Source organism: Enterobacter cloacae complex sp. IR5384 (assembly GCF_049237265.1).
GTDB classification, from domain to species: domain Bacteria; phylum Pseudomonadota; class Gammaproteobacteria; order Enterobacterales; family Enterobacteriaceae; genus Enterobacter; species Enterobacter cloacae.
In genome coordinates this window covers 1-21,161 of the sequence record NZ_JBMKHJ010000032.1, presented here as the reverse complement: position 1 = coordinate 21,161, position 21,161 = coordinate 1, and the positions used below count along the sequence as shown (strand labels likewise).

Annotated in this window: 22 protein-coding genes; 13 read left to right on the top strand and 9 right to left on the bottom strand. The window is 56.0% G+C overall.

What is annotated here, in order from left to right:
- Positions 1–186 precede the first annotated feature (186 nt).
- Entirely contained in the window at positions 187–1,107 is a 921-nt protein-coding gene (locus tag ACOTX3_RS20635) for a LysR substrate-binding domain-containing protein (RefSeq protein WP_013098402.1), read from the top strand.
- Positions 1,108–1,202: 95 nt separating this feature from the next.
- Here ACOTX3_RS20635 and ACOTX3_RS20630 read toward each other — a convergent pair whose 3' ends face one another.
- The 6 genes from ACOTX3_RS20630 to ACOTX3_RS20605 all read right to left on the bottom strand — a co-directional run bounded on the left by ACOTX3_RS20630 (position 1,203) and on the right by ACOTX3_RS20605 (position 8,797).
- On the bottom strand, positions 1,203–2,582 hold the full coding sequence (locus ACOTX3_RS20630; RefSeq protein WP_127869031.1) for an amidohydrolase family protein: 1,380 nt from the start codon (positions 2,580–2,582) through the stop codon (positions 1,203–1,205).
- 1 nt (position 2,583) lies between these two features.
- Positions 2,584–3,540 (bottom strand): carbamate kinase family protein, encoded by a 957-nt coding sequence (locus tag ACOTX3_RS20625; protein WP_020684934.1) that lies wholly within the window; start codon positions 3,538–3,540, stop codon positions 2,584–2,586.
- The gene (locus ACOTX3_RS20620; RefSeq protein WP_127869032.1) at positions 3,537–5,117 is read right to left on the bottom strand and encodes a xanthine permease; all 1,581 of its coding nucleotides are present in this window, start codon (positions 5,115–5,117) and stop codon (positions 3,537–3,539) included. The genes ACOTX3_RS20625 and ACOTX3_RS20620 overlap by 4 nt, the downstream gene beginning before the upstream one ends.
- 11 nt (positions 5,118–5,128) lie before the next feature.
- Positions 5,129–6,544, bottom strand: a complete 1,416-nt coding sequence (locus tag ACOTX3_RS20615) for a DUF1116 domain-containing protein (RefSeq protein WP_029883713.1) — start codon at positions 6,542–6,544, stop codon at positions 5,129–5,131.
- On the bottom strand, positions 6,544–8,085 hold the full coding sequence (fdrA, locus tag ACOTX3_RS20610) for an acyl-CoA synthetase FdrA (protein ID WP_127869033.1): 1,542 nt from the start codon (positions 8,083–8,085) through the stop codon (positions 6,544–6,546). The genes ACOTX3_RS20615 and fdrA overlap by 1 nt, the downstream gene beginning before the upstream one ends.
- A gap of 106 nt (positions 8,086–8,191) precedes the next feature.
- Positions 8,192–8,797, bottom strand: coding sequence for an ankyrin repeat domain-containing protein (locus tag ACOTX3_RS20605; RefSeq protein ID WP_014832999.1), 606 nt, complete (start codon positions 8,795–8,797; stop codon positions 8,192–8,194).
- 318 nt (positions 8,798–9,115) lie between these two features.
- Here ACOTX3_RS20605 and ACOTX3_RS20600 point away from each other — a divergent pair, with 318 nt between their 5' ends.
- Positions 9,116–10,045, top strand: a complete 930-nt coding sequence (locus ACOTX3_RS20600; RefSeq protein ID WP_020684930.1) for a LysR substrate-binding domain-containing protein — start codon at positions 9,116–9,118, stop codon at positions 10,043–10,045.
- On the opposite strand, the gene ACOTX3_RS20595 is transcribed toward ACOTX3_RS20600, so the two are convergent.
- Positions 10,042–10,200 carry a YqaE/Pmp3 family membrane protein gene (locus ACOTX3_RS20595; RefSeq protein WP_013098410.1) on the bottom strand — a complete coding sequence of 53 codons (159 nt, stop codon included), beginning with the start codon at positions 10,198–10,200 and terminating at the stop codon, positions 10,042–10,044. The two genes, ACOTX3_RS20600 and ACOTX3_RS20595, sit on opposite strands and share 4 nt — an antisense overlap.
- Positions 10,201–10,378: 178 nt before the next feature.
- Here ACOTX3_RS20595 and ACOTX3_RS20590 point away from each other — a divergent pair, with 178 nt between their 5' ends.
- Both ACOTX3_RS20590 and ACOTX3_RS20585 read left to right on the top strand, forming a co-directional pair.
- Complete coding sequence (locus ACOTX3_RS20590) at positions 10,379–10,900, top strand: rhodanese family protein (protein ID WP_058678779.1); 522 nt, start codon at positions 10,379–10,381, stop codon at positions 10,898–10,900.
- 79 nt (positions 10,901–10,979) lie between these two features.
- Positions 10,980–11,159: a hypothetical protein gene (locus ACOTX3_RS20585; RefSeq protein ID WP_023621597.1), complete on the top strand. Its 180-nt coding sequence runs from the start codon at positions 10,980–10,982 to the stop codon at positions 11,157–11,159.
- 38 nt (positions 11,160–11,197) lie between these two features.
- On the opposite strand, the gene stpA is transcribed toward ACOTX3_RS20585, so the two are convergent.
- On the bottom strand, positions 11,198–11,602 hold the full coding sequence (gene stpA, locus ACOTX3_RS20580; RefSeq protein ID WP_013098413.1) for a DNA-binding protein StpA: 405 nt from the start codon (positions 11,600–11,602) through the stop codon (positions 11,198–11,200).
- Between the two features lie 479 nt (positions 11,603–12,081).
- On the opposite strand from stpA, the gene alaE reads away from it, so the two are divergent.
- Positions 12,082–12,531 carry an L-alanine exporter AlaE gene (alaE, locus tag ACOTX3_RS20575; protein WP_013098416.1) on the top strand — a complete coding sequence of 150 codons (450 nt, stop codon included), beginning with the start codon at positions 12,082–12,084 and terminating at the stop codon, positions 12,529–12,531.
- Between the two features lie 32 nt (positions 12,532–12,563).
- On the opposite strand, the gene ACOTX3_RS20570 is transcribed toward alaE, so the two are convergent.
- The gene (locus ACOTX3_RS20570; protein WP_013098417.1) at positions 12,564–12,908 is read right to left on the bottom strand and encodes a DUF2002 family protein; all 345 of its coding nucleotides are present in this window, start codon (positions 12,906–12,908) and stop codon (positions 12,564–12,566) included.
- 160 nt (positions 12,909–13,068) lie between these two features.
- On the opposite strand from ACOTX3_RS20570, the gene ACOTX3_RS20565 reads away from it, so the two are divergent.
- The 8 genes from ACOTX3_RS20565 to proX all read left to right on the top strand — a co-directional run bounded on the left by ACOTX3_RS20565 (position 13,069) and on the right by proX (position 20,969).
- Entirely contained in the window at positions 13,069–13,395 is a 327-nt protein-coding gene (locus ACOTX3_RS20565) for a DUF883 domain-containing protein (protein ID WP_045901506.1), read from the top strand.
- Positions 13,396–13,638: 243 nt separating this feature from the next.
- Entirely contained in the window at positions 13,639–13,878 is a 240-nt protein-coding gene (gene nrdH, locus ACOTX3_RS20560; protein WP_045901508.1) for a glutaredoxin-like protein NrdH, read from the top strand.
- The gene (gene nrdI, locus ACOTX3_RS20555; RefSeq protein WP_029883717.1) at positions 13,875–14,285 is read left to right on the top strand and encodes a class Ib ribonucleoside-diphosphate reductase assembly flavoprotein NrdI; all 411 of its coding nucleotides are present in this window, start codon (positions 13,875–13,877) and stop codon (positions 14,283–14,285) included. The genes nrdH and nrdI overlap by 4 nt, the downstream gene beginning before the upstream one ends.
- Positions 14,258–16,402 carry a class 1b ribonucleoside-diphosphate reductase subunit alpha gene (nrdE, locus tag ACOTX3_RS20550; protein WP_058678780.1) on the top strand — a complete coding sequence of 715 codons (2,145 nt, stop codon included), beginning with the start codon at positions 14,258–14,260 and terminating at the stop codon, positions 16,400–16,402. The genes nrdI and nrdE overlap by 28 nt, the downstream gene beginning before the upstream one ends.
- Positions 16,403–16,411: 9 nt before the next feature.
- Positions 16,412–17,371, top strand: coding sequence for a class 1b ribonucleoside-diphosphate reductase subunit beta (gene nrdF, locus ACOTX3_RS20545; protein WP_127869034.1), 960 nt, complete (start codon positions 16,412–16,414; stop codon positions 17,369–17,371).
- 333 nt (positions 17,372–17,704) lie between these two features.
- Positions 17,705–18,907, top strand: coding sequence for a glycine betaine/L-proline ABC transporter ATP-binding protein ProV (proV, locus tag ACOTX3_RS20540; RefSeq protein ID WP_013098423.1), 1,203 nt, complete (start codon positions 17,705–17,707; stop codon positions 18,905–18,907).
- Positions 18,900–19,964: a glycine betaine/L-proline ABC transporter permease ProW gene (proW, locus tag ACOTX3_RS20535; protein ID WP_058678781.1), complete on the top strand. Its 1,065-nt coding sequence runs from the start codon at positions 18,900–18,902 to the stop codon at positions 19,962–19,964. The genes proV and proW overlap by 8 nt, the downstream gene beginning before the upstream one ends.
- A 9-nt stretch (positions 19,965–19,973) precedes the next feature.
- Positions 19,974–20,969 (top strand): glycine betaine/L-proline ABC transporter substrate-binding protein ProX, encoded by a 996-nt coding sequence (gene proX, locus ACOTX3_RS20530; protein ID WP_013098425.1) that lies wholly within the window; start codon positions 19,974–19,976, stop codon positions 20,967–20,969.
- Positions 20,970–21,161: the final 192 nt, after the last annotated feature.

Genomic DNA, 21,161 nt, shown 5'->3' with positions numbered 1-21,161 from the left:
TCGTTTTATTTTTACGTTCAAGGTCAATATATCGGCTCATGAATGAAACACCATTCAATAAACCTCATTTATTGCTGAGATAAATTTGATTCGCGATACAGCTCAAAAAAATAACATCGGGATAAAATTGCCCGCATGTCGTCTCAATGTTATGTTTTTTATCAATAAACATGACAGGAGTAGGCTATGTCCGCGCAGGATCGCCAGACGTTATCACTGCCCTCGCTCAGAAATTTGCAGGCATTCATCGCCGTCGCTAACGCATTGAGCATCCATCAGGCGGCCGAACAGCTCAACGTCACCCCCTCTGCGGTCAGCCATCAGATCGCGTCGCTGGAGTCGTGGATGGGCAAGAAATTATTCATCCGCAGCGGCAAAGGGGTTCAGCTCACCCCAACGGGAGAAAAATATCTGCGGGAGGTCTCGGCGGCGATGAGCGCCATCGGACGCGCCACCGATCAGATCGTCAAAGAGAAAGATAACGCCGTGCTTCGGGTGCACTCCTCGCCCACCTTCGGGTTGTCATGGCTGTTGCGCCGCCTGGGTAAGTTTCGTGCCGAATATCCCGATATCACCATCAATCTCACCTGCTCCTATGAGAATCTGCAGTTCGCCAGAGATAATATTGATATTGATATCCGCCACGGTATCCCGGACTGGGATGCTTACCGGGTGATGACCATAAAAAACGACACGCTGGTGGTGCTGGCCTCGCCGGAGTATGCGCAAAAACACCCCATCAGCACACCCACCGATCTGCTGCAACAATCTCTCATCTCGTCCACCAGCACTCTGGTGAACTGGGAAAAATGGTTTGCCTGGCACAATATCGACAGGCCCTGGCTCAACTTCAGCCTCAGCTTTGACCGCTCCTATATGAGCTTTGAAGCGGCGCGCATGGGGCTGGGATTTATCCTTGAGAGCAAAATGATGGCGACAGACCACCTGAAAGATGGCTCACTGGTGCAGGTACTGCCGGATGAGATGGGGATCGCCATTAACGCGCATCATCTGGTAATGCCGCATATGCATGAACGCGCGTGGAAGATCCAGCAGTTCGTTGAGTGGATTGACCGGGAGCTGCGGCTGTCGGGTTATCATCTGTAACGTCGGGTGGCGGCTTCGCCTTACCCGACCTACAAAATCTGCGGCCTGTTGCCCTCACCCCAACCCTCTCCCACCGGGAGAGGGAGAAATGCACATCAACCCACTGTGCCCCAGACAAGGTTCCCCTTATGGAAGGTCGCGGTGCGCGGAGATATGCGCGCCACCGCCTCGGCGGAACAGGAGGCGTCCACCAGCACAAAGCTGGCGTCGTCCTGCGCTTTCGGCCAGACGCGTTCACCTTTGTCGTTCAGCGGCAGCACGTCACCGGTCGCAATACCTAAAGCGCGGGACAGCGTCTGCTCATTAGGGCGGATATAGAGCTGGGCGTAGAGATTCGCTTTTTCCAGCATGTCCCCCAGGCCGTACGGCGACCAGTGGTCGATCACGCTGTCGGTGCCGGTCATGACAAACACGCCTTTATCGCGCAGCTGCTTCAGCGGCATATGCAGGGTGCCAATCGGCACGGTGGAGGCGATAGTCACCTGCTGCGCCGCCATGCGGGTGGCAATCTCGTCCACCTGCTGCTCGTTGAGCGTGGCCAGCGCAAAGGCGTGGCTGATGGTCAGTTTGCCCTTCAGTTGCGGGGTTTTCTCCACGGTTTCGACCATGTAGTTCACCGCCGCCACGCCCGCCGGGCTGGTTTCGTGCAGGTGAATATCCACCCCTTTGTCATAATCCAGCGCAATCTGGAACATGGTGTCGAGAGATTTCTCCATCGCCCCGTCAACGTTGGTTGGGTCCATCCCGCCCACGTAGTGCGCCCCGGCCTGCATCGCCTCGCGCATCAGCTTTTCGGAATTCGACAGCAGCAGGCCGTGCTGTGGAAACGCCACGATCTCGCAGTCAAATCCGGGCTTGCGGCGCGCCAGCACCGCCTGCAGGTTCTCGAGATTCTTCAGGCCCGAGACCGGCTCAATATTGCAGTGGCTGCGGGCGAGGGTGGAGCCTTTCGACTGGATCAGATCGATCAGCTTTTCGGCGCGCTCCTGGGTATAAGGCTGGAGTTCGGGGAGCAACTTCTGCTCAAGGCGGATCATATCCTGAATGGTGGTACCCGCCGGGCGGTTGAGCGAACGCCACGGGCCGCCGTAGAAGGTTTTATCCAGGTGAATGTGCATATCGCGCATCGCCGGGAGCATCAGCTTGCCGCCTGCGTCATAGTGCGGCAGGGTGGCGTCCGCATGACTTTTGTTATCCCGCAGGGCGACAATTTTCCCGTCTTTGATCTCCAGCGTTTTCAGCTCGGTGCGGGTGCTCGTCGCCACGCCGCCGTCGACGTTAAATCCGGCCTCCAGCAGCACGTTGTCCAGGTAGTAGTGTTTAGCGGTGATGTTCATCGGTTTGCCCGTCTCGCAGGTTGGTTTTGCGGAATCGGCAGCATACGCGACGGAGCCGGTCGCGCCAAACAGCGCGCAGGCGGTGACCATTTTGCCGCTCTGGCTGATGAATTCACGGCGGCTTTTATTTTCACTCATCTTATCTTCCTTCATTAACAATATGGGTACCGGTTTCCCCGCGCAGCGCGGCGGGCAGGCAGTCTGGCGAGGTGATGATCACGCGCTTGCCGCCATGGTGTAAAAATTCCAGCGAGGCGACGATTTTGGGCAGCATGCTGCCCGCCGGAAAATGGCCCTCGTCTTTGTAACGGGTCATCTGCGCCACGCTCACCGTGTCCAGCGCCTGCTGGTTCGGCTTGCCAAAGTGGATGCACACTTTTTCGACCCCGGTGGTGATCACCAGTACGTCGGCGCGGATCTCGCGCGCCAGCAGCGCGGTGGAGAGATCTTTATCAATTACCGCGTCAACGCTCTGGTAATCGCCCTGCTCAGTGCGCACCACCGGAATACCGCCGCCGCCCGCGCCAATCACCACAAAGCCTTTTTGCGTCAGGGTCTTGATGGCATCGGCTTCAACAATGCGTAACGGCTGCGGCGACGCCACCACGCGACGATAGCCCCGGCCAGAATCCTCAACAAAGTGCCAGTCCGGATGCGCCTGCTGCAGTTCATCGCGCTGCGCTTCGCTGAAGAACGCGCCGATAGGCTTGGTCGGGTGGCTAAAGCCCGGATCGTTTTTATCCACCTCCACCTGAGTGACAACGGTGACCGCTTTTTGCTCACCGCGCGCAGACAGGCGGTTGTTCAGCGCCTGCTGGATCAGGTAGCCGATACCGCCCTGCGTATCCGCCACGCAGTTGGCCAGCGGCGTGAGCGGCAGTCCCTCTCGCTCGTGGGCAATTTCAGCGCGGCGGAGATCCAGCCCCACCTGGGGGCCGTTGCCGTGGGTAAGCACGATGTCATAGTCCGAGGCCAGCATCTCCAGCACCGACTCTGCCACCGCCTTTACCGCCTGTGCCTGATGTTCAACCGACTGGCTGGCGTTATCTTTGATAATGCTGTTGCCGCCAATGGCGACGACCATAAGCTCTTTCATTTTGTTTCCTTTAGAAGGTGCGTTCTGGTGCCCTCACCCCGGCCCTCTCCCACAGGGAGAGGGGGATTAACAGAGATATCCAGCACATGCTTCACCACAAACATGCCGCCCATCATCAGATACGCCGTCACAAACATCAGCGAACTGCCTTCGGCAAAGCCCACCACCGGGGCGTGGATCACGCCAAACAGCGCCAGCAGCGCGCCACCGGCGGCAGCAACGGCGCCGCGCAGCGGTTTGTTGATAATGGCGAAGATGGCGATGCAGCCCCACAGCATGCTGGCGAGCGGTGCGCCGCTGCCCAGATGCACCAGCCCCTCGTAGTAGATCCCTTTACTGTGCAGCACGTCGGTGCCGATTTTCGCCGCGCTGGTGCCCGCCGCGCCCATCACGCTGTTCATCATGGTCAACGCCCAGTTGGCGATCCACGGGAACAGGCAGATGAAAATCACGGGCACCTGCACTTTGGGCGTTTCCCTCACCACCTGGTTGGCGGTGACAACGCCGATAAACACCAGGATCGGCACGATGGCGGTCATCGGAATGATGGCGAGCATAAACGCCCCCAGCCCGAACAGCGGCACGATAAACATGGTCACGCCGGAGGCCAGCGTGTAGCCGATGCTGGCGCCCATCGCTTTCCAGCCCGCATGACCCACATAGACCGTCACCGGGAACGGATTGCCCATCAGGCAGCCGAGCATGGAGGCCAGGCCGTTTGCCAGCATTACCTTGCGGGTCGGGTATTCGTCTCCCGCCGCGTGGGCGCTTTCAATGTTTTCCAGGTCGAAGATGTAGTTCGCCAGCCCCAGCGGCACGGCAGACGCCAGATACGGCAGCGCGTGCGGCAAGCCCTGCAGGAAACCTTCTACATGGACTTCGGGCGGGTTAAAGCCGAAAGAGGACATCGAGGCTTTGATTGCCTCCGGGCTTTGCAGGCCGGAGATCCACGCTAACACCGTGCCAGCAATCAACAACAGCAGACCGGTCGGGATCCTGGCGAAGATTGGTTTTTTGCCGAACCAGTTAATGAAGATCAGCAGCAGCACAATGAACGACACGGTGGGCGCTTCAAACGCCTGCAGCATCGGGTTCATCGCCAGCAACAGCAGGCCCAGGCCCGACAGACACGAGAGCAGCACGGTACGCGGGATCATCTTGCGGATGGTCTCCCCCAGGAAAGAGCCGCCCGCCAGAATCATCGCCTCGACAAAGCACCACACCAGACCGATCTGAATGGCAAAATCCGCGTCACCGGTTTGCTGGTAGACCGGCATCAGGACCAGAAAAGTAACGGTAAAAATCGACGGCGCGCTCGGGCCAGACGGCAGCGCGGTGACGTCCGTTCGTCCGGTGGCGCGCGCCATCTGCAGGCCAAACCACGCGTAGCAGACGCTCGCCACCAGCACCGCCAGCCCGAAGGCCGGCGCGATGCGTCCATAAACAATCTCCTTCGGGATGCCGACGACAAAAATGAGCAACCCCATCATGGTCAGCAAATTGGTCAGGTTGTTGGTCATCAACCCGAAATATGCCGCCCAGTCACCTCTTTTCCACTCCAGTTTCATGTTTTTCATGGATGCTTGCCTTATAAAAAGTAGCGATCGCGGAAGGTCAACAGCGCCTTTTCAAAACAGCTAAACGGCGGGTGCACAATGCCCGCGCCAATCATGCCAATACCGGCGTCTTTGTGGGCAATGGCGGTATTGATAACCGGCAGAATGCCGCTGCCTGCGACTCGGGTGATGTCGATGGCGGTTGGAATGCCCATAAACGACAGCAGCGGAATGGTGACGTTCGGGTTTTCACCGAGGGTGATTTCGCGCATCTGGCGGGAGAAATCGATGGCTTCTTCCACCGTACCGCCCACCAGAGCGACAATCGCCGGGGCCGTCGCCATCGCAAAGCCGCCGATACCGTAGGTTTCCGTGATGGCGCTGTCGCCGATATCCAGCCCGGAGTCTTCCGGCTTGTAACCCGCGAACATCGGGCCAATCACCTGCTGCGCCGGGCCGGTGAACCACTGCCCTGGCAGGCCAGAGACGCGCAGACCAAACTCGTAGCCGTTACGCGCCATGGTGGTGACCACGGTGCTGTGCTCAATGCCGTGGGCGGCGTCCAGCGCGGCCTTACACATCGCCATCCACGTCGGGCCGGAGAAGTAGTCGCTGCTGGCGACAAACTCAAATACCTCGCGCTGCTGCGCCACCGGATAGCCCGCCTGGATCAGCCCCGGCGTCAGCGCCTGGATCAGCAGCGTGGTGCCCGCGTTGTTGCGGTTGTGGCATTCGTCACCCATGTGCAGCGCCTGAGCCAGCATCAGGCGCAGATCGATTTCGCCGATAATCTTCATGGCGTCGCGCAGCATCGGGCCAAGCACATCGCGCATCCAGTTCAGACGGTCAATGACGCTCTGGTCGTTGGCGCCCATGCGCAGGATCTTCGCCATCTGCTCGCTGAGGTTGGTGTAGGCGCGGTTGCCGTAGGTTTTGTTCTCAACGATATGCATAAACATCGACGCGGAGGTGACGCCCGCCATCGAGCCCACGCAGTCGTGCTCGTGGCACGGCGAGAAGGTGATGTCGCCTGAAGCCGCCAGCCTTGCCGCCTCCTCCAGATCGTTCGCCAGCCCTTCAAACACCAGCGCGCCGGTGACAGCGCCTTTCATCGCGCCACACATATTTTCCCAGCTCACCGGAGGACCGGCATGCAGAATGGTGGTACGGGTCATCCCCGGCACAACGTTAATCGCCTGGTCGTACCCCACCAGCACCGGGTGGGACTGAATGATGCGCTCCAGCGCAATCTTGTTGGCGGCAGCGATCTTCTCTGCCAGCGGCTCCGCGGCCAACTGGTCGAGCGCTTCGACGATCTGCATATTGCCCTGCCCCGGCGGTGCCCAGTCGAGCTGGGTGACGGGGACGTGCTGTTTTTTAAGATCGTCACTGAACAGCGCAATACCGACGTTAATGACGTTCAGCGGTTGGTTGAATAAGGTGGTCATCAGGCGTTCTCCCCTTTGCAGACAAATTCGCGTGCCAGTAATCCGGTGTTAGTACTGCTGCTGGCCCAGATCACGCCGGCATCGGTCAAAAGCTGACACTGCTGCGCCAGCGACTGGGGATCCTGGTCGGTGCCCAACACGTAGCCGAGGATCTCCAGCGGACGGTTATCGGCTTTCGCAATCGCCTGCGCCTCTTTAATGGCATCGAGCATCACGCCGACCGGATCCTCATGCGCGCCAAAGCCCAGCACGAAGTCCATCACAATCACGCCCACTTCCGGATCGCGCGCCTCCTGTAGCAGGCGGCTGATGCGGTTGGTCGGGTCGATCATCGGGTGTGGTTTGCCGTTGGTGAAATCGTCATCCCCAAAATCGAGGAAGGTGTGAGCCTGGCTGACGTTAATGTCGCGCAGGCGTTTCGCCGGATCGGGCTGAATGTTGCTGTAGACGTCGTCGTACTTCTCAAGCGCGGCGAACATCGCTTCATCACACAGGGTGCCGCCACAGAACAGACCGCGAATGTATTTCTGCTGCGGAGTGAGACGGGCGCGCACCTCTTCAATCAGGGGCCAGTTGAGCGGATGCAGGTTAAGGGACGCTTTGTTGATACCGGTGAGCAGCACGGCCTTCAGGGCCGCCTCTTTGGTGCCGCGGGCGAACTGCAGACCGTCTTCATCGGCGGGCGGTTCGTTGCGTCCAAGGAAGCAGGCGATGACCGGTTTGCGACAGGCCCGGGCACGCGCCAACACCTTTTCTGCCACCGCTGGCGCTGGCGGTTTGGAGATCAGCGCGATGACCTGGGTGGCATCGTCGGCCTCCAGCATGTCGATGGCGTCGAGCATCATCAGACCACCGATTTTTTCACTGAGATCGCGCCCGCCGGTGCCAATCAGCTGCGATACCCCGCCGCCAAATTCATGAATGCGCACGCTCAGCTCCTGGCTACCGGTGCCGGACGCCCCGACAATGCCTATCGACCCGCGGCGTACGGCGTTGGCGAAGCACAGTCCTGCGCCGTTGATGATGGCAGTGCCGCAGTCTGGCCCCATCATCAGCAGCCCTTTCTGATGCGCCAGTTGCTTAAGCGACAGTTCATCGTCGAGGGATACGTTATCGGAAAAGAGCATCACGTTGAGATCGTTTTCAAGCGCCTTGCGCGCTTCGCGTGCCGCAAACATGCCGTTTACTGAAATCACCGCCAGGTTGCTGTCGGGACGGTGGGCTTTCGCACTGGCCAGAGTCGCGTAGCGTGCTTCATGGGTGCCCGCGCTCTCTTTTCGGGTAAATAACGCTTCAATCGCCGCCAGGGTTTCATCATTGGCCGCGTCGCCTTTAATGACGATCATCAGATCGCCGTTTTTCGCATCCTCTAATTCCGGCGTTAACAGCCCGAGATGTTTTAATACGCCTTTGTTCATTTCCGTCGCCATCGCCACAAACGCCTGTTCAACGCCCGGCAATTTATTGGCTTTGGTGGAAACGGACATTAATGAGACGGAGTCAAAATACGTGTTCTTTTTAATCACGATTTTTGTGGGCATTATTTTCTCCTGAATGCGGATAAAAGGGGGCCGCCGTCGTGCAAAATGCACGTCGGAAAAATACGTTTGAAATGGGGGCCAGCCGGAAACAGGCTGGCCGAATAAATTACGCGCCCGCCGCCAGCAGCAGGTCAGCTATCGCGTGGTAGCCTTTTTCCCGCGCCAGTTCGAGCGGGGTTTTACCGTATTTATCGGTCATGTGCGGATTCGCACCGTGGTCCAGCAGCAGCTTCACGATCGCCTGCTGTTTCGGGCCGCCGTCATTCAGAACAATGGCTTCCAGCAGCGGCGTCCAGCCGACAAAATTGGTGTGATTAACGTTGATATCGGTCTTTTCCAGCAGCTCGCGGACGATCTCCACATGTCCTTTCTCACTGGCGGGCGTAATCCCCACTCCGCCGAAGCGCGTCAGGCGGTCCAGATCCGGGTTGGCGGGCAGAACAAGCCGCAGCAGGGTTAAATCATTGGTCAGGCAGCTGATCAGGAAGGGGTTAAAACAGGTCTGGTCCTGTTTATCTATATCCGCACCGGCGTCAATTAATAACGCGACACAGGGGTAATGTTTTTTCAGGCTGGCAATAACAATGGCGGTTCTTTTCTGACGGTTGGTGGCGTTAATATCGACACCTTTCTCAAGGCAGGCTTTTAGCGCGTCGACATTACCCTGCTCTGCCGCCAGTAAAAATTCCGTCACAAGTTCGTTCGCAGACATACAGACTCCCGATGGTGTGTTGCTGATGACCTGAGAATAGCAACAGCCCTTTCAGAAAAGAATCCGCTTAAAAATCATTCATCGACAGTCAATTCATTGTTGAGTTAAATTCAACGGTTCAGCCAAAACGTGCGTCTGTGCAACCTTTTTCTTATGGGTAAGCGTTTTTTCAGGCCATTCACGGCATTTTCCTTATGACCAAAGAAGCCTTGCATAACAAGGCCTGTAGCTAAACATCAGAACTGTGACCGCCGTCAAATGCGTTGTTGCGCCGCTGTTAAAATATGTTCAAAACTGATGGTAACCCGGAGCCGTAATATGAATTCCATCTTTACTGAAGAGAATCTGCTGGCCTTCACCACGGCGGCGCGTTTTGGCAGTTTCAGCAAAGCCGCCGCCGAGCTGGGTGTGACCACGTCGGCCATCAGTTACACCATCAAACGAATGGAGACCGGGCTGGACGTGGTGCTGTTTGTGCGTAACACCCGCAGCATTGAGTTGACCGAGTCCGGCTTTTACTTTTACCGCAAGGCTACCGATCTGCTGAACGATTTCTATGCCATCAGGCGCGGGATAGACACCATCTCTCAGGGCATCGAGGCGCGGGTACGCATCTGCATCAATCAGCTTTTGTATACCCCACGCCATACCGCGCGGCTGCTGCAGGTGCTGAAAAAGCAGTTTCCCACCTGCCAGATCACCGTCACCACGGAGGTCTATAACGGCGTCTGGGACTCAATCATCAATAACCAGGCCAATATCGCGATTGGCGCGCCGGATACGCTTCTTGACGGCGGCGGCATTGATTATACGGAGATTGGCGCTATTCGCTGGGTATTCGCCATCGCGCCGGAACACCCGCTGGCGTTTGTCCCGGAACCGATCGCGGAAAGCCAGCTGCGCCTCTACCCGAACATCATGGTGGAGGACACCGCGCACACCATTAATAAGAAGGTCGGCTGGCTGCTGCACGGGCAGGAGGCGATTCTGGTGCCGGATTTTAACACCAAATGCCAGTGTCAGATTCTGGGGGAAGGGATCGGTTTTTTACCGGAATACATGGCCCGGGAGGCCGTAGCGGACGGGCTGCTGGTGACACGACGCATTAATAACCCGCGTCAGGATTCGCGCATGCTGCTTGCCACGCAGCATGCGGCGACCGGCCAGGTCACGCGCTGGATCAAACAGCAGTTCGGCCCGCAGGGCGTACTGACCGGGATCTACAGCGACTTACTGTGGCGCACCTAGTTTCTCGTCTGAACCCAAAACGCGTGGATAAGTCCAGGGAAGTAGCCCAGTATGGTCAGAAGGATATTCAGGATAAACGCCCAGCCCAGTCCCTTGCCAAGCAGTACGCCCAGCGGCGGGAGAATAATCGTAAAAACAACACGCCAAAAACCCATAAAGACTCCGTGCAAGCTAACCAATTGAAAATTATAAAAGAGACATCTCTAAGCGTAGCCAGTTTACGGGTAACTGCCATTCGGCTGGCACGCTTTTACCTGCCTTTACCCTCTTTACACTGGCTTAAATCCTTCTTTAAATGCTCTACTACATAAAACACGATCGTAAGGAAACACCATGTCTCTTCCTCTGATTACGCCACAGCAGGCAAACGCGCTTATTGATGACGGCGCAAAGCTGATTGATATTCGCGATCCTGACGAATATGCCCGCGAGCATATTCCCGTCGCACAGTCCGTGCCGCTGGACACCTTACCCGGCGCACTGAACGCCGGGGCAGGTGAAACGGTGATTTTTCACTGCCAGTCCGGGGCCAGAACATCCAACAACGCCGCACGTCTTGCCCAGGCGGCGTCGCCTGCTCAGGCCTTGGTGGTCGAGGGCGGTATTCAGGGCTGGAAACAGGCCGGACTGCCGACCGTAGAAGATAAATCCCAGCCGCTGCCGCTGATGCGTCAGGTGCAAATTGCTGCCGGGCTGCTGATTCTGTGCGGCGTGGTGCTGGGCTATACGCTCTCCAGCGGCTTCTTCCTGCTGAGCGGTTTTGTCGGGGCCGGGCTTCTGTTTGCTGGCCTGACCGGATTTTGCGGCATGGCAAGACTGCTCAAGGTGATGCCGTGGAACAGACATACCTCATAAGCAGTAATCGATGAACCCTGCTGTACCCGGCGTGTGACGTGGGCTACAGTGAAGATCGCTAAAACGATGAGGAGGTTCTATGTTTTCTGTCGGTGATTATGTGCAACCGCGTCAGGGCGGCCCGAAACTGAAAGTGCTAGAAGTGAATGGGGATAGCATTGTGGCCGTTCAGGCCAGCAATGAGCAGGGCGAGAAATATACCCTGAAAGCAGCGGATGTTGCGCTGTACACCGAAGACGGTGATTTTGGCGTCTGCTAAACAGACAACCGGGCGGAGTCTTCCGCCCGGCTCAGGCATTAGATCAGAAAATCATCCAGTGATTTGCCGTTTTCCAGCGCATTGGCAATAGGCTTCGGCGTGCGGCCCTGACCGGTCCACGTCTTCTCTTCACCGTTCTGGTCAATAAAGCGATATTTTGCTTCACGCGGCTTACGTTTTTTCGCCGATTTACCCGCATGCGCCAGCTCTACACCCAGCAGATCGGACGGTGAAATACCATCGGCTTTCATCCGTTCCAGCAGAGCATTAATTTTTTCCTGCTGCTCAGCGCGCTGTTGCTCTAATTCCGCCTGCTCACTACGTTTCTCTTCAGCAACGACCCTGACTTTTTCCAGCATTTCCTCAAGAACGTCCAGGGATAATTCACGCGCCATGGCGCGCAGAGTTCGGATATTATTAAGATTCTGTAACGTCAAAGACATATTATTTGAAAACCTTTTTTGTGGTGAGTCGTAAAATCAAAGCGAAGAATAATTCATTTCAAACATAATATCCACCCATCGACGCTTTTTGTCATTATTGTAAATATTTTTAAAGACGCCGCTTATATTATCCGGATATCGCGTTGTCGCGCTGCTTTTAATAAACATTCATAACAACATAAACGGTCGGTTTTAAGGCAAATCACAGGAGGGTACGCTGCACGCTGCGTTTCGCACGGTCGCCGCCCACGCACTGCAAGCAACTTGTTGATTTTGCGCATCAAAAAACAGGACGAGAAAGAAAATAACGAAGCGAGCAAAAAACCATCGTCTTTAGAGGATTTTGTGGAAAAAACGCGAATAAATAAAAATTTAACACTAGTTGTTAGTTTAAAGCCAGAAGGATACGCTATACACGTCAACCAAACCAACCCAAATCACTAAGATCATTACTTTTGTGCGTCTCAAGGAGCTCAGCCATGTTCTCACCGCAATCTCGCCTGCGCCACGCGGTAGCGGATACTTTCGCGATGGTTGTCTACTGTTCCGTCGTGAACATGCTGATTGAAATATTCCTCTCCGGAATGACCTTCGAGCAGTCACTTTCTTCGCGTCTGGTAGCGATCCCGGTGAACATTATTATCGCCTGGCCTTACGGCTTATACCGTGATGCCGTGATGCGCTTCGCCCGCCGCATCAGCCCGTCTGGCTGGATGAAAAACCTGGCAGATGTGCTGGCCTATGTGACGTTTCAGTCGCCTGTGTATGTGGCGATCCTGTTGACGGTGGGGGCAGACTGGCATCAGATTGCCGCAGCGGTGAGCTCAAATATCGTGATTTCGATGTTGATGGGCGCGGTGTATGGCTATTTCCTCGACTACTGTCGTCGCCTGTTCAGGGTCAGCCAGTACAGCCAGGCAAAAGCCTGATATGAAGCGACTGGCGTATGCCAGTCGCAGTATTATTGTGCGTCGCCAAACAGTCCCTTCAGAAACCGCTCCAGCGCCATACGCGAGCTAAAACCATGCGGAATACCATAATGCTCGTGCGTCTCGCCGCCTAAATAGAGCGGAAATTGCTGGTAGTGATCGCAGGTTTTAATATCCGAGGCAGGCTCAGCAAATGACAGACTTCTGTCTTTCAGCGTCGGGTGAATAATAAGAGCGGTACGCCCCATTCTGGCTTCACGATTCACGTAAACATAATTCTCGCCACGGCGATAGCCATACGCTTTTGGCGTCACTTCATCCATGGTGAATCCCGCTTTTTCAAGAACGCGCGCCACCTCATCCGGTCGTAAATACATATCTTTTCCTCGTTATCTTTTCCTGCCCGGCAACCTTACAGTATTCAGCATTAGCAGGGCTTTCAGAATATTCCATAAACGGCCTGATGAGTCGTGACTCGCTTCAGATATTAAATTTCTGAACTAAACTAAACCGGAAGACAAAATTATGGAGGATCGTATGTTTAACAGACCGAACCAAAACGATATTAACGACGACGCTCAGGATATTCGTAATGATGTCAGCAGATTAGCGGACACGCTGGAGGAGGTGCTGAAATCCTGGGGCTCCGATGCGAAGGACGATGCGGAGGCCGCAAAACGTAAGGCTCAGTCTCTGCTGCGTGAGACACGCGCCCGAATGCATGGCCGCTCTCGTGCCACCCAGGCTGCCTGCGACATGGCAAATTGCGCCACCACCTTTGTTCGTGAAAAACCGCTGTGTACCCTGGGTACGGTCGCGGCGGTGGGTATTTTTGTTGGCGCCCTGCTTAGCCTGCGTAAGTAAGCGCGCGTTATCAGCCCCGGTTGCCTCTGGCGCCGGGGCTTTTCTTTGCCTGAAAGCCTGAAAAACCCGTGCAGCCTGCCCTGCCCCGCTGTGCTCATCATTGGGGCGCCATCAATCTGAATTTCCCATATCTTGTATGGTTGAAACTTAGCGCAACTACATCTAGTATTCCCTTTAGCAAGACACACACAACCTGACGCGATGCTTCGCGCCGTTCTCTTATTTTAAATGGAAATACGAATCATGAGCATTATTATTTACACTCGTAACGATTGTGTTCAGTGCCACGCGACCAAACGCGCTATGGAAAGCCGCGGGGTGGACTTTGAGATGGTGAATATCGATCTGGTGCCCGAGGCTGCCGATACTCTGCGTTCCCAGGGATTTCGCCAGCTGCCAGTGGTGGTGGCCGGGGAAACCAGCTGGTCTGGCTTTCGCCCGGACATGATTAACCGCCTCGCCGCGCAGGCCGCAAGGGCATGAGTGGGCTGGTCTACTTCTCCAGCAGCTCGGAAAACACGCTCCGCTTTATTGAGCGCGTCGGGCTGCCTGCGGTGCGCATTCCGCTCAACGAGCGGGAGCGTATTCAGGTAGACGACCCTTACATTCTGGTGGTTCCCAGCTATGGCGGCGGCGGTACGGCAGGTGCGGTACCGCGTCAGGTGATCCGCTTTCTCAACGATCCCCATAACCGCGCGCTTATTCGCGGCGTGATTGCGGCGGGCAATCGTAATTTCGGCGACGCCTTTGGTCGCGCCGGGGATGTCATCTCTCAAAAATGCGGCGTGCCGTATCTCTATCGCTTTGAACTGATGGGGACACAGCAGGACGTAGAGAACGTGCGTAAAGGAGTGAACGAATTTTGGCAACGACAACCGCAGAACGCGTAATGCAGGCGACACCGGACTACCACGCCTTAAACGCGATGCTTAACCTCTACGATCGCGAGGGGCGCATCCAGTTTGGTAAAGATCATGACGCCGTGGACGCCTTTTTTGCCGCCCATGTCCGTCCAAACAGCGTGACGTTCGCCAGCCAGGATGAGCGTCTCGACTACCTGGTCAACGAAGGGTATTACGAAGAACGCGTGCTCTCCCGTTACGACCGCGCCTTTGTGGTCAGGTTATTTGAGCGGGCCCACGCAAGCGGTTTTCGGTTCCAGACGTTTCTGGGTGCCTGGAAGTATTACACCAGCTACACCCTGAAAACCTTCGACGGCAAACGCTATCTTGAAAGCTTTGAGGATCGCGTAGTGATGGTGGCGCTGACCCTGGCCCAGGGCGATGAAGCCCTGGCTGAACAGCTGACGGAAGAGATCCTCTCCGGGCGCTTCCAGCCAGCCACCCCGACCTTCCTTAACTGCGGCAAGGCCCAGCGCGGCGAGCTGGTCTCCTGTTTCCTGCTGCGTATAGAAGACAATATGGAGTCGATTGGCCGCGCGGTGAATTCGGCGCTGCAGCTGTCCAAACGCGGCGGCGGCGTGGCGTTTTTACTGTCTAACCTGCGTGAAGCGGGTGCGCCAATTAAGCGCATTGAGAACCAGTCATCCGGCGTGATCCCGGTGATGAAGATGCTGGAAGATGCCTTCTCCTACGCCAACCAGCTTGGCGCGCGTCAGGGGGCCGGGGCAGTCTACCTGCACGCCCACCACCCGGACATTCTGCGTTTTCTGGATACCAAACGCGAAAACGCCGACGAAAAAATCCGTATCAAAACCCTGTCGCTCGGCGTGGTGATCCCGGATATCACCTTTAAGCTCGCCAAAGAGAATGCCGACATGGCGCTGTTCTCGCCGTATGACATCGAGCGAATTTACGGCAAAGCATTTGGCGACGTGGCGATAAGCGAGCTTTACGACGAGCTGGTTGCCGACGATCGCATTCGCAAAAAATACATCAACGCCCGCGATTTCTTCCAGCTGCTTGCCGAAATTCAGTTTGAGTCCGGCTACCCGTATATCATGTATGAAGACACGGTAAACCGTGCGAACCCGATTGCCGGGCGCATCAACATGAGCAACCTCTGTTCGGAGATTTTGCAGGTCAACAGCGCGTCCACTTATGACGAGAATCTGGACTACGCCGACATCGGCAAAGATATCTCCTGCAACCTCGGGTCGCTGAATATTGCCCACACCATGGATTCCCCCGATTTTGGCCGTACGGTCGACACGGCGGTTCGCGGCCTGACGGCAGTATCAGACATGAGTCATATCCGCAGCGTGCCGTCCATTGAGGCAGGCAACGCCGCGTCGCACGCCATCGGTCTGGGGCAGATGAACCTGCACGGCTATCTGGCGCGGGAAGGCATCGCCTACGGCAGCCCGGAAGGGCTGGATTTCACCAACCTCTATTTTTACACCATCACCTGGCATGCGCTGCACACCTCAATGATGCTGGCGCGCGAGCGCAACCAGCGCTTCGCGGGCTTTGAGCAGTCGCGCTATGCCAGCGGGGAATATTTCAGTCAGTACCTGGAGGGCGACTGGCAGCCGAAAACGGAGAAAGTGCGCGCGTTGTTTGCCCGCGCCGGGATCGTTCTGCCCACGCGCGAAATGTGGCAGCAGCTGCGTGACGATGTGATGCGCCACGGCATCTATAACCAGAACCTGCAGGCGGTGCCGCCCACCGGCTCTATCTCCTATATCAATCACGCCACGTCGAGCATTCACCCGATTGTGTCGAAGATTGAGATCCGCAAGGAGGGCAAAACCGGGCGCGTCTACTACCCCGCCCCGTTTATGACCAATGAGAACCTGGCGCTGTATCAGGACGCGTATGAAATTGGCCCGGAAAAAATCATCGATACCTACGCCGAAGCAACCCGGCACGTGGATCAGGGGCTGTCGCTGACGCTCTTCTTCCCGGATACGGCCACCACGCGGGATATCAACAAAGCACAGATTTATGCCTGGAAGAAAGGCATTAAAACGCTCTATTACATTCGCCTGCGCCAGCTTGCGCTGGAAGGCACCGAAATCGAAGGCTGCGTGTCCTGCGCGCTGTAAGGAGAAAGGATGAAACTGTCACGCGTGAGTGCGATTAACTGGAACCACATTCAGGATGATAAGGACCTGGAGGTGTGGAACCGCCTGACCAGCAACTTCTGGCTGCCGGAAAAAGTGCCGCTTTCTAACGATATTCCGACCTGGCAAACCCTGAGTCATGCCGAGCAGCAGCTGACAATTCGCGTCTTTACCGGTCTGACGCTGCTGGACACCATCCAGAATACCGTTGGCGCCCCCGCGCTGATGGCCGATGCGCTGACGCCGCACGAAGAGGCGGTGATGTCGAACATCAGCTTTATGGAAGCGGTGCACGCCCGTTCCTACAGTTCGATCTTCTCGACGCTGTGCCAGACCAAAGATGTGGATGCGGCCTACAGCTGGAGTGAAGAGAGCGAGTCACTGCAGCGCAAGGCCAACCTGGTGCTGGATTATTATCAGGCCGATGAGCCGCTGAAGAAGAAAATCGCCAGCGTGTTTCTGGAATCATTCCTCTTCTACTCCGGCTTCTGGCTGCCGATGTACTGGTCGAGCCGCGGCAAACTCACCAACACCGCCGATCTCATTCGCCTCATTATCCGGGATGAAGCGGTGCACGGGTATTACATCGGCTATAAGTACCAGAAAGGGCTGGAGAAAGTCAGTGATGCCAGACGCGAGGAGCTAAAAGGATTTGCCCTTGATTTGCTGATGGATCTCTATGATAACGAACTGAGCTATACCGAAGAACTCTACGCCGGAACCGGCTGGGAAGAGGAGGTAAAAGCCTTCCTCTGTTACAACGCCAATAAGGCGCTGATGAACCTCGGCTACGAGGCGTTGTTCCCGCCGGAAATGGCCGACGTGAACCCGGCAATTCTGGCGGCGCTCTCCCCCAACGCTGACGAAAACCACGACTTCTTTTCCGGGTCCGGCTCATCGTATGTGATGGGTAAAGCGGTGGAAACAGAAGATGAGGACTGGGATTTTTAATGAGCGCCTTAACGTTCATTAATTAAATATAAATATTCCAATTTCCTTCCGGATATTTCTCCTTCAGCTACACTGTCATCTCCACGACATATTCGCCTGAATCACTCCGATCCAGGCGAATTCTCCCGATGGCGCAGCAAAAAATTCACAAAAATTCAGATCGCGCTCAGCCCTTTACTCATGGGAAATTCAGCCGTTTCGCTTACTGCAAAATTCAACCCATAAGCAAACCCAGGGTTGCCTCAGAATCTGAGTATGTTAGGGTTATGCCCGTTAACAATTTACCATGGTAATCATATCGACATAAACAAATAACAGGACACTCTCTATTGCATGGCAATTAAATTAGAAGTGAAGAATCTTTATAAAATATTTGGCGAGCATCCGCAGCGCGCATTCAAATATATTGAAAAAGGCCTTTCGAAAGAGCAAATTCTGGAAAAAACCGGGCTATCGCTTGGCGTTAAAGACGCCAGTCTGGCCATTGAAGAAGGCGAGATTTTTGTCATCATGGGGTTATCCGGTTCGGGTAAATCCACTATGGTTCGCCTTCTCAATCGCCTGATTGAACCCACCCGTGGGCAGGTCCTGATTGATGGTGTAGACATTGCCCAAATATCAGATGCCGAACTCCGCGAGGTGCGCAGAAAAAAGATTGCGATGGTCTTCCAGTCGTTCGCCCTGATGCCGCATATGACGGTACTGGATAATACCGCCTTTGGTATGGAATTAGCGGGCGTTGCCGCCAGCGAACGTCAGGAAAAAGCGCTTGATGCATTGCGCCAGGTGGGGCTGGAAAATTATGCCCATGCGTATCCGGATGAGCTTTCCGGCGGCATGCGTCAGCGTGTAGGTTTAGCCCGCGCATTAGCCATTAATCCCGATATTTTATTAATGGATGAAGCCTTCTCGGCGCTTGATCCCTTAATTCGCACCGAGATGCAGGATGAGCTGGTAAAATTACAGGCGAGACACCAGCGCACCATTGTCTTTATTTCTCACGATCTTGATGAAGCCATGCGTATTGGCGACCGCATTGCCATTATGCAAAATGGCGAAGTGGTGCAGGTCGGTACACCGGATGAAATTCTGAATAATCCGGCAAATGATTATGTGCGGACCTTCTTCCGCGGCGTGGATATTAGCCAGGTGTTTAGCGCCAAAGATATTGCCCGTCGTACCCCGAACGGCATTATTCGTAAAACGCCAGGTTTCGGTCCGCGCTCTGCCCTTAAGCTTCTGCAGGACGAAGACCGTGAATACGGTTATCTGGTTGAACGCGGCAATAAATTTGTCGGCGTTGTCTCCATCGATTCTCTCAAAACCGCGCTCAGCGAAAACCAGGGAATTGATGCGGCGTTAATTGACGCTCCGCTTGCCGTGGATGCCGAAACGCCGCTCAGCGAGTTGCTCTCTCACGTCGGCCAGGCACCCTGTGCCGTGCCGGTTATTGGTGAAGAACAACAGTACGTCGGCATCATCTCAAAACGGATGTTGCTGCAGGCTTTAGATCGCGAGGGGGCAAACCATGGCTGATCAATCTAACCCGTGGGGCACCACAGAGGCAGCAGACAGCGCTGCGCAATCGGCCGATGCGTGGGGTTCCACGCCAGCACCGGCCGATGGCGGTGGCGCGGCAGACTGGCTCAATAATGCGCCAGCACCGGCACCAGAACATTTCAATATTATGGATCCGTTCCACAAAACGCTGATCCCCCTGGACAGCTGGGTAACGGAGGGGATCGACTGGGTGGTTACCCATTTCCGTCCCGTCTTCCAGGGGATCCGCGTTCCGGTGGATTACATCCTCAACGGCTTCCAGCAGCTGATGCTGGGCATGCCCGCGCCGGTGGCGATTGTGCTGTTCTCGCTGATCGCCTGGCAGTTTGGTAGCGCAGGCATGGGGATCGCCACGCTGATCTCGTTGATTGCGATTGGTGCCATTGGCGCGTGGTCGCAGGCGATGATCACCCTGGCACTGGTGCTGACCGCCCTGCTCTTCTGCATTGTCATTGGTTTGCCTACGGGGATCTGGCTGGCGCGCAGTCCACGGGCGGCGAAGATTGTTCGTCCGCTGCTGGATGCGATGCAAACCACGCCAGCGTTCGTTTATCTGGTGCCCATCGTGATGCTGTTCGGTATCGGCAACGTGCCGGGCGTGGTGGTGACCATTATCTTCGCCCTGCCGCCGATTATTCGTCTGACAATACTCGGGATTAACCAGGTGCCTGCGGATCTGATTGAGGCCTCCCGTTCGTTCGGTGCCAGCCCGCGGCAGATGCTGTTTAAAGTTCAACTCCCGCTGGCAATGCCTACCATCATGGCGGGGGTTAACCAGACGCTGATGCTGGCGCTCTCGATGGTGGTGATCGCCTCGATGATTGCCGTTGGCGGGCTGGGTCAAATGGTATTGCGCGGTATTGGCCGCCTCGATATGGGGCTGGCGACCGTCGGCGGCGTGGGCATTGTGATCCTCGCCATTATCCTTGACCGCCTGACCCAGGCTGTCGGTCGTGATTCACGCAGTCGCGGCAACCGTCGCTGGTATACCACCGGCCCTGTCGGGTTACTCACCCACCCATTCAGAAAATAAGGAACAACGATGCGACATAAGGTACTTTTTGCCACAGCGTTTGCCACCCTTGTCTCCACCAGCGCATTCGCCGCGGACCTACCGGGTAAAGGCATTACCGTGCAGCCGGTGCAGAGCACCATTTCGGAAGAGAGCTTCCAGACGCTTATCGTCAGCCGCGCGCTGGAGAAGCTGGGTTATACGGTCAATACGCCGAGCGAAGTGGATTACAACGTCGGCTACACCTCGATTGCCTCCGGTGATGCGACCTTCACTGCCGTCAACTGGCAGCCGCTGCACGACGATATGTACGCCGCGGCTGGCGGTGATAAGAAGTTCTACCGTGAAGGCACCTTCGTGACCGGTGCGGCGCAGGGTTATCTGATCGACAAGAAAACCGCCGACCAGTACCACATCACCAATATTGAGCAGCTGAAAGATCCGAAGATCGCCAAACTGTTCGACACTAACGGCGACGGCAAAGCCGATATGATGGGCTGCTCGCCGGGCTGGGGTTGTGAAGCGGTGATTAACCACCAGAACAAAGCGTACGGTCTGGCGAAAACCGTCGACGTGAGCCACGGCAACTACTCAGCGATGATGGCCGACACCATCGCCCGCTTTAAAGAGGGTAAACCGGTGATTTATTACACCTGGACCCCGTACTGGGTGAGCGACGTGCTGAAGCCGGGTAAAGATGTGGTGTGGCTGCAGGTACCGTTCTCCTCCCTGCCGGGCGAGCAGAAAGATATCGACACCAAACTGCCGAACGGCATGAACTACGGCTTCCCGGTGAATACGATGCATATCGTCGCCAACAAAGCCTGGGCGGAGAAAAACCCGGCCGCCGCCAAACTGTTCTCGGTAATGAAGCTGCCGCTGGCGGACATCAACGCCCAGAATGCGATGATGCACGCGGGCAAATCGTCTGAGGCGGATGTGAAGGGCCACGTTGACGGCTGGATTAAAGCCCACCAGCAGCAGTTTGATGGCTGGGTGAAGGAAGCGCTTGAGGCGCAGAAGTAAGTTTTTCCCCTCGCCCCGGTTCTCTTAATCATTCCCTCTCCCTGTGGGCTGAGGGTTCCCCATAAAATAATGCCTGCACGGAGGACCCCCTCTCCCTTGAGGGTGTACAGTCCGGGGACATGGTTGACAGGTGTTCGGGGACATGGTGAACACTTTTTAACATCCTTTACCCATGGTGATCGACTTTTTCTT

What these genes read in the sequence shown, in the direction of transcription:
- ACOTX3_RS20635 (WP_013098402.1), top strand. Translation starts at nt 187, where the DNA reads ATGTCCGCGCAGGATCGCCAGACGTTATCACTGCCCTCGCTCAGAAAT.
- ACOTX3_RS20630 (WP_127869031.1), bottom strand. Translation starts at nt 2,582, where the DNA reads ATGAGTGAAAATAAAAGCCGCCGTGAATTCATCAGCCAGAGCGGCAAA.
- ACOTX3_RS20625 (WP_020684934.1), bottom strand. Translation starts at nt 3,540, where the DNA reads ATGAAAGAGCTTATGGTCGTCGCCATTGGCGGCAACAGCATTATCAAA.
- ACOTX3_RS20620 (WP_127869032.1), bottom strand. Translation starts at nt 5,117, where the DNA reads ATGAAAAACATGAAACTGGAGTGGAAAAGAGGTGACTGGGCGGCATAT.
- ACOTX3_RS20615 (WP_029883713.1), bottom strand. Translation starts at nt 6,544, where the DNA reads ATGACCACCTTATTCAACCAACCGCTGAACGTCATTAACGTCGGTATT.
- fdrA (WP_127869033.1), bottom strand. Translation starts at nt 8,085, where the DNA reads ATGCCCACAAAAATCGTGATTAAAAAGAACACGTATTTTGACTCCGTC.
- ACOTX3_RS20605 (WP_014832999.1), bottom strand. Translation starts at nt 8,797, where the DNA reads ATGTCTGCGAACGAACTTGTGACGGAATTTTTACTGGCGGCAGAGCAG.
- ACOTX3_RS20600 (WP_020684930.1), top strand. Translation starts at nt 9,116, where the DNA reads ATGAATTCCATCTTTACTGAAGAGAATCTGCTGGCCTTCACCACGGCG.
- ACOTX3_RS20595 (WP_013098410.1), bottom strand. Translation starts at nt 10,200, where the DNA reads ATGGGTTTTTGGCGTGTTGTTTTTACGATTATTCTCCCGCCGCTGGGC.
- ACOTX3_RS20590 (WP_058678779.1), top strand. Translation starts at nt 10,379, where the DNA reads ATGTCTCTTCCTCTGATTACGCCACAGCAGGCAAACGCGCTTATTGAT.
- ACOTX3_RS20585 (WP_023621597.1), top strand. Translation starts at nt 10,980, where the DNA reads ATGTTTTCTGTCGGTGATTATGTGCAACCGCGTCAGGGCGGCCCGAAA.
- stpA (WP_013098413.1), bottom strand. Translation starts at nt 11,602, where the DNA reads ATGTCTTTGACGTTACAGAATCTTAATAATATCCGAACTCTGCGCGCC.
- alaE (WP_013098416.1), top strand. Translation starts at nt 12,082, where the DNA reads ATGTTCTCACCGCAATCTCGCCTGCGCCACGCGGTAGCGGATACTTTC.
- ACOTX3_RS20570 (WP_013098417.1), bottom strand. Translation starts at nt 12,908, where the DNA reads ATGTATTTACGACCGGATGAGGTGGCGCGCGTTCTTGAAAAAGCGGGA.
- ACOTX3_RS20565 (WP_045901506.1), top strand. Translation starts at nt 13,069, where the DNA reads ATGTTTAACAGACCGAACCAAAACGATATTAACGACGACGCTCAGGAT.
- nrdH (WP_045901508.1), top strand. Translation starts at nt 13,639, where the DNA reads ATGAGCATTATTATTTACACTCGTAACGATTGTGTTCAGTGCCACGCG.
- nrdI (WP_029883717.1), top strand. Translation starts at nt 13,875, where the DNA reads ATGAGTGGGCTGGTCTACTTCTCCAGCAGCTCGGAAAACACGCTCCGC.
- nrdF (WP_127869034.1), top strand. Translation starts at nt 16,412, where the DNA reads ATGAAACTGTCACGCGTGAGTGCGATTAACTGGAACCACATTCAGGAT.
- proV (WP_013098423.1), top strand. Translation starts at nt 17,705, where the DNA reads ATGGCAATTAAATTAGAAGTGAAGAATCTTTATAAAATATTTGGCGAG.
- proW (WP_058678781.1), top strand. Translation starts at nt 18,900, where the DNA reads ATGGCTGATCAATCTAACCCGTGGGGCACCACAGAGGCAGCAGACAGC.
- proX (WP_013098425.1), top strand. Translation starts at nt 19,974, where the DNA reads ATGCGACATAAGGTACTTTTTGCCACAGCGTTTGCCACCCTTGTCTCC.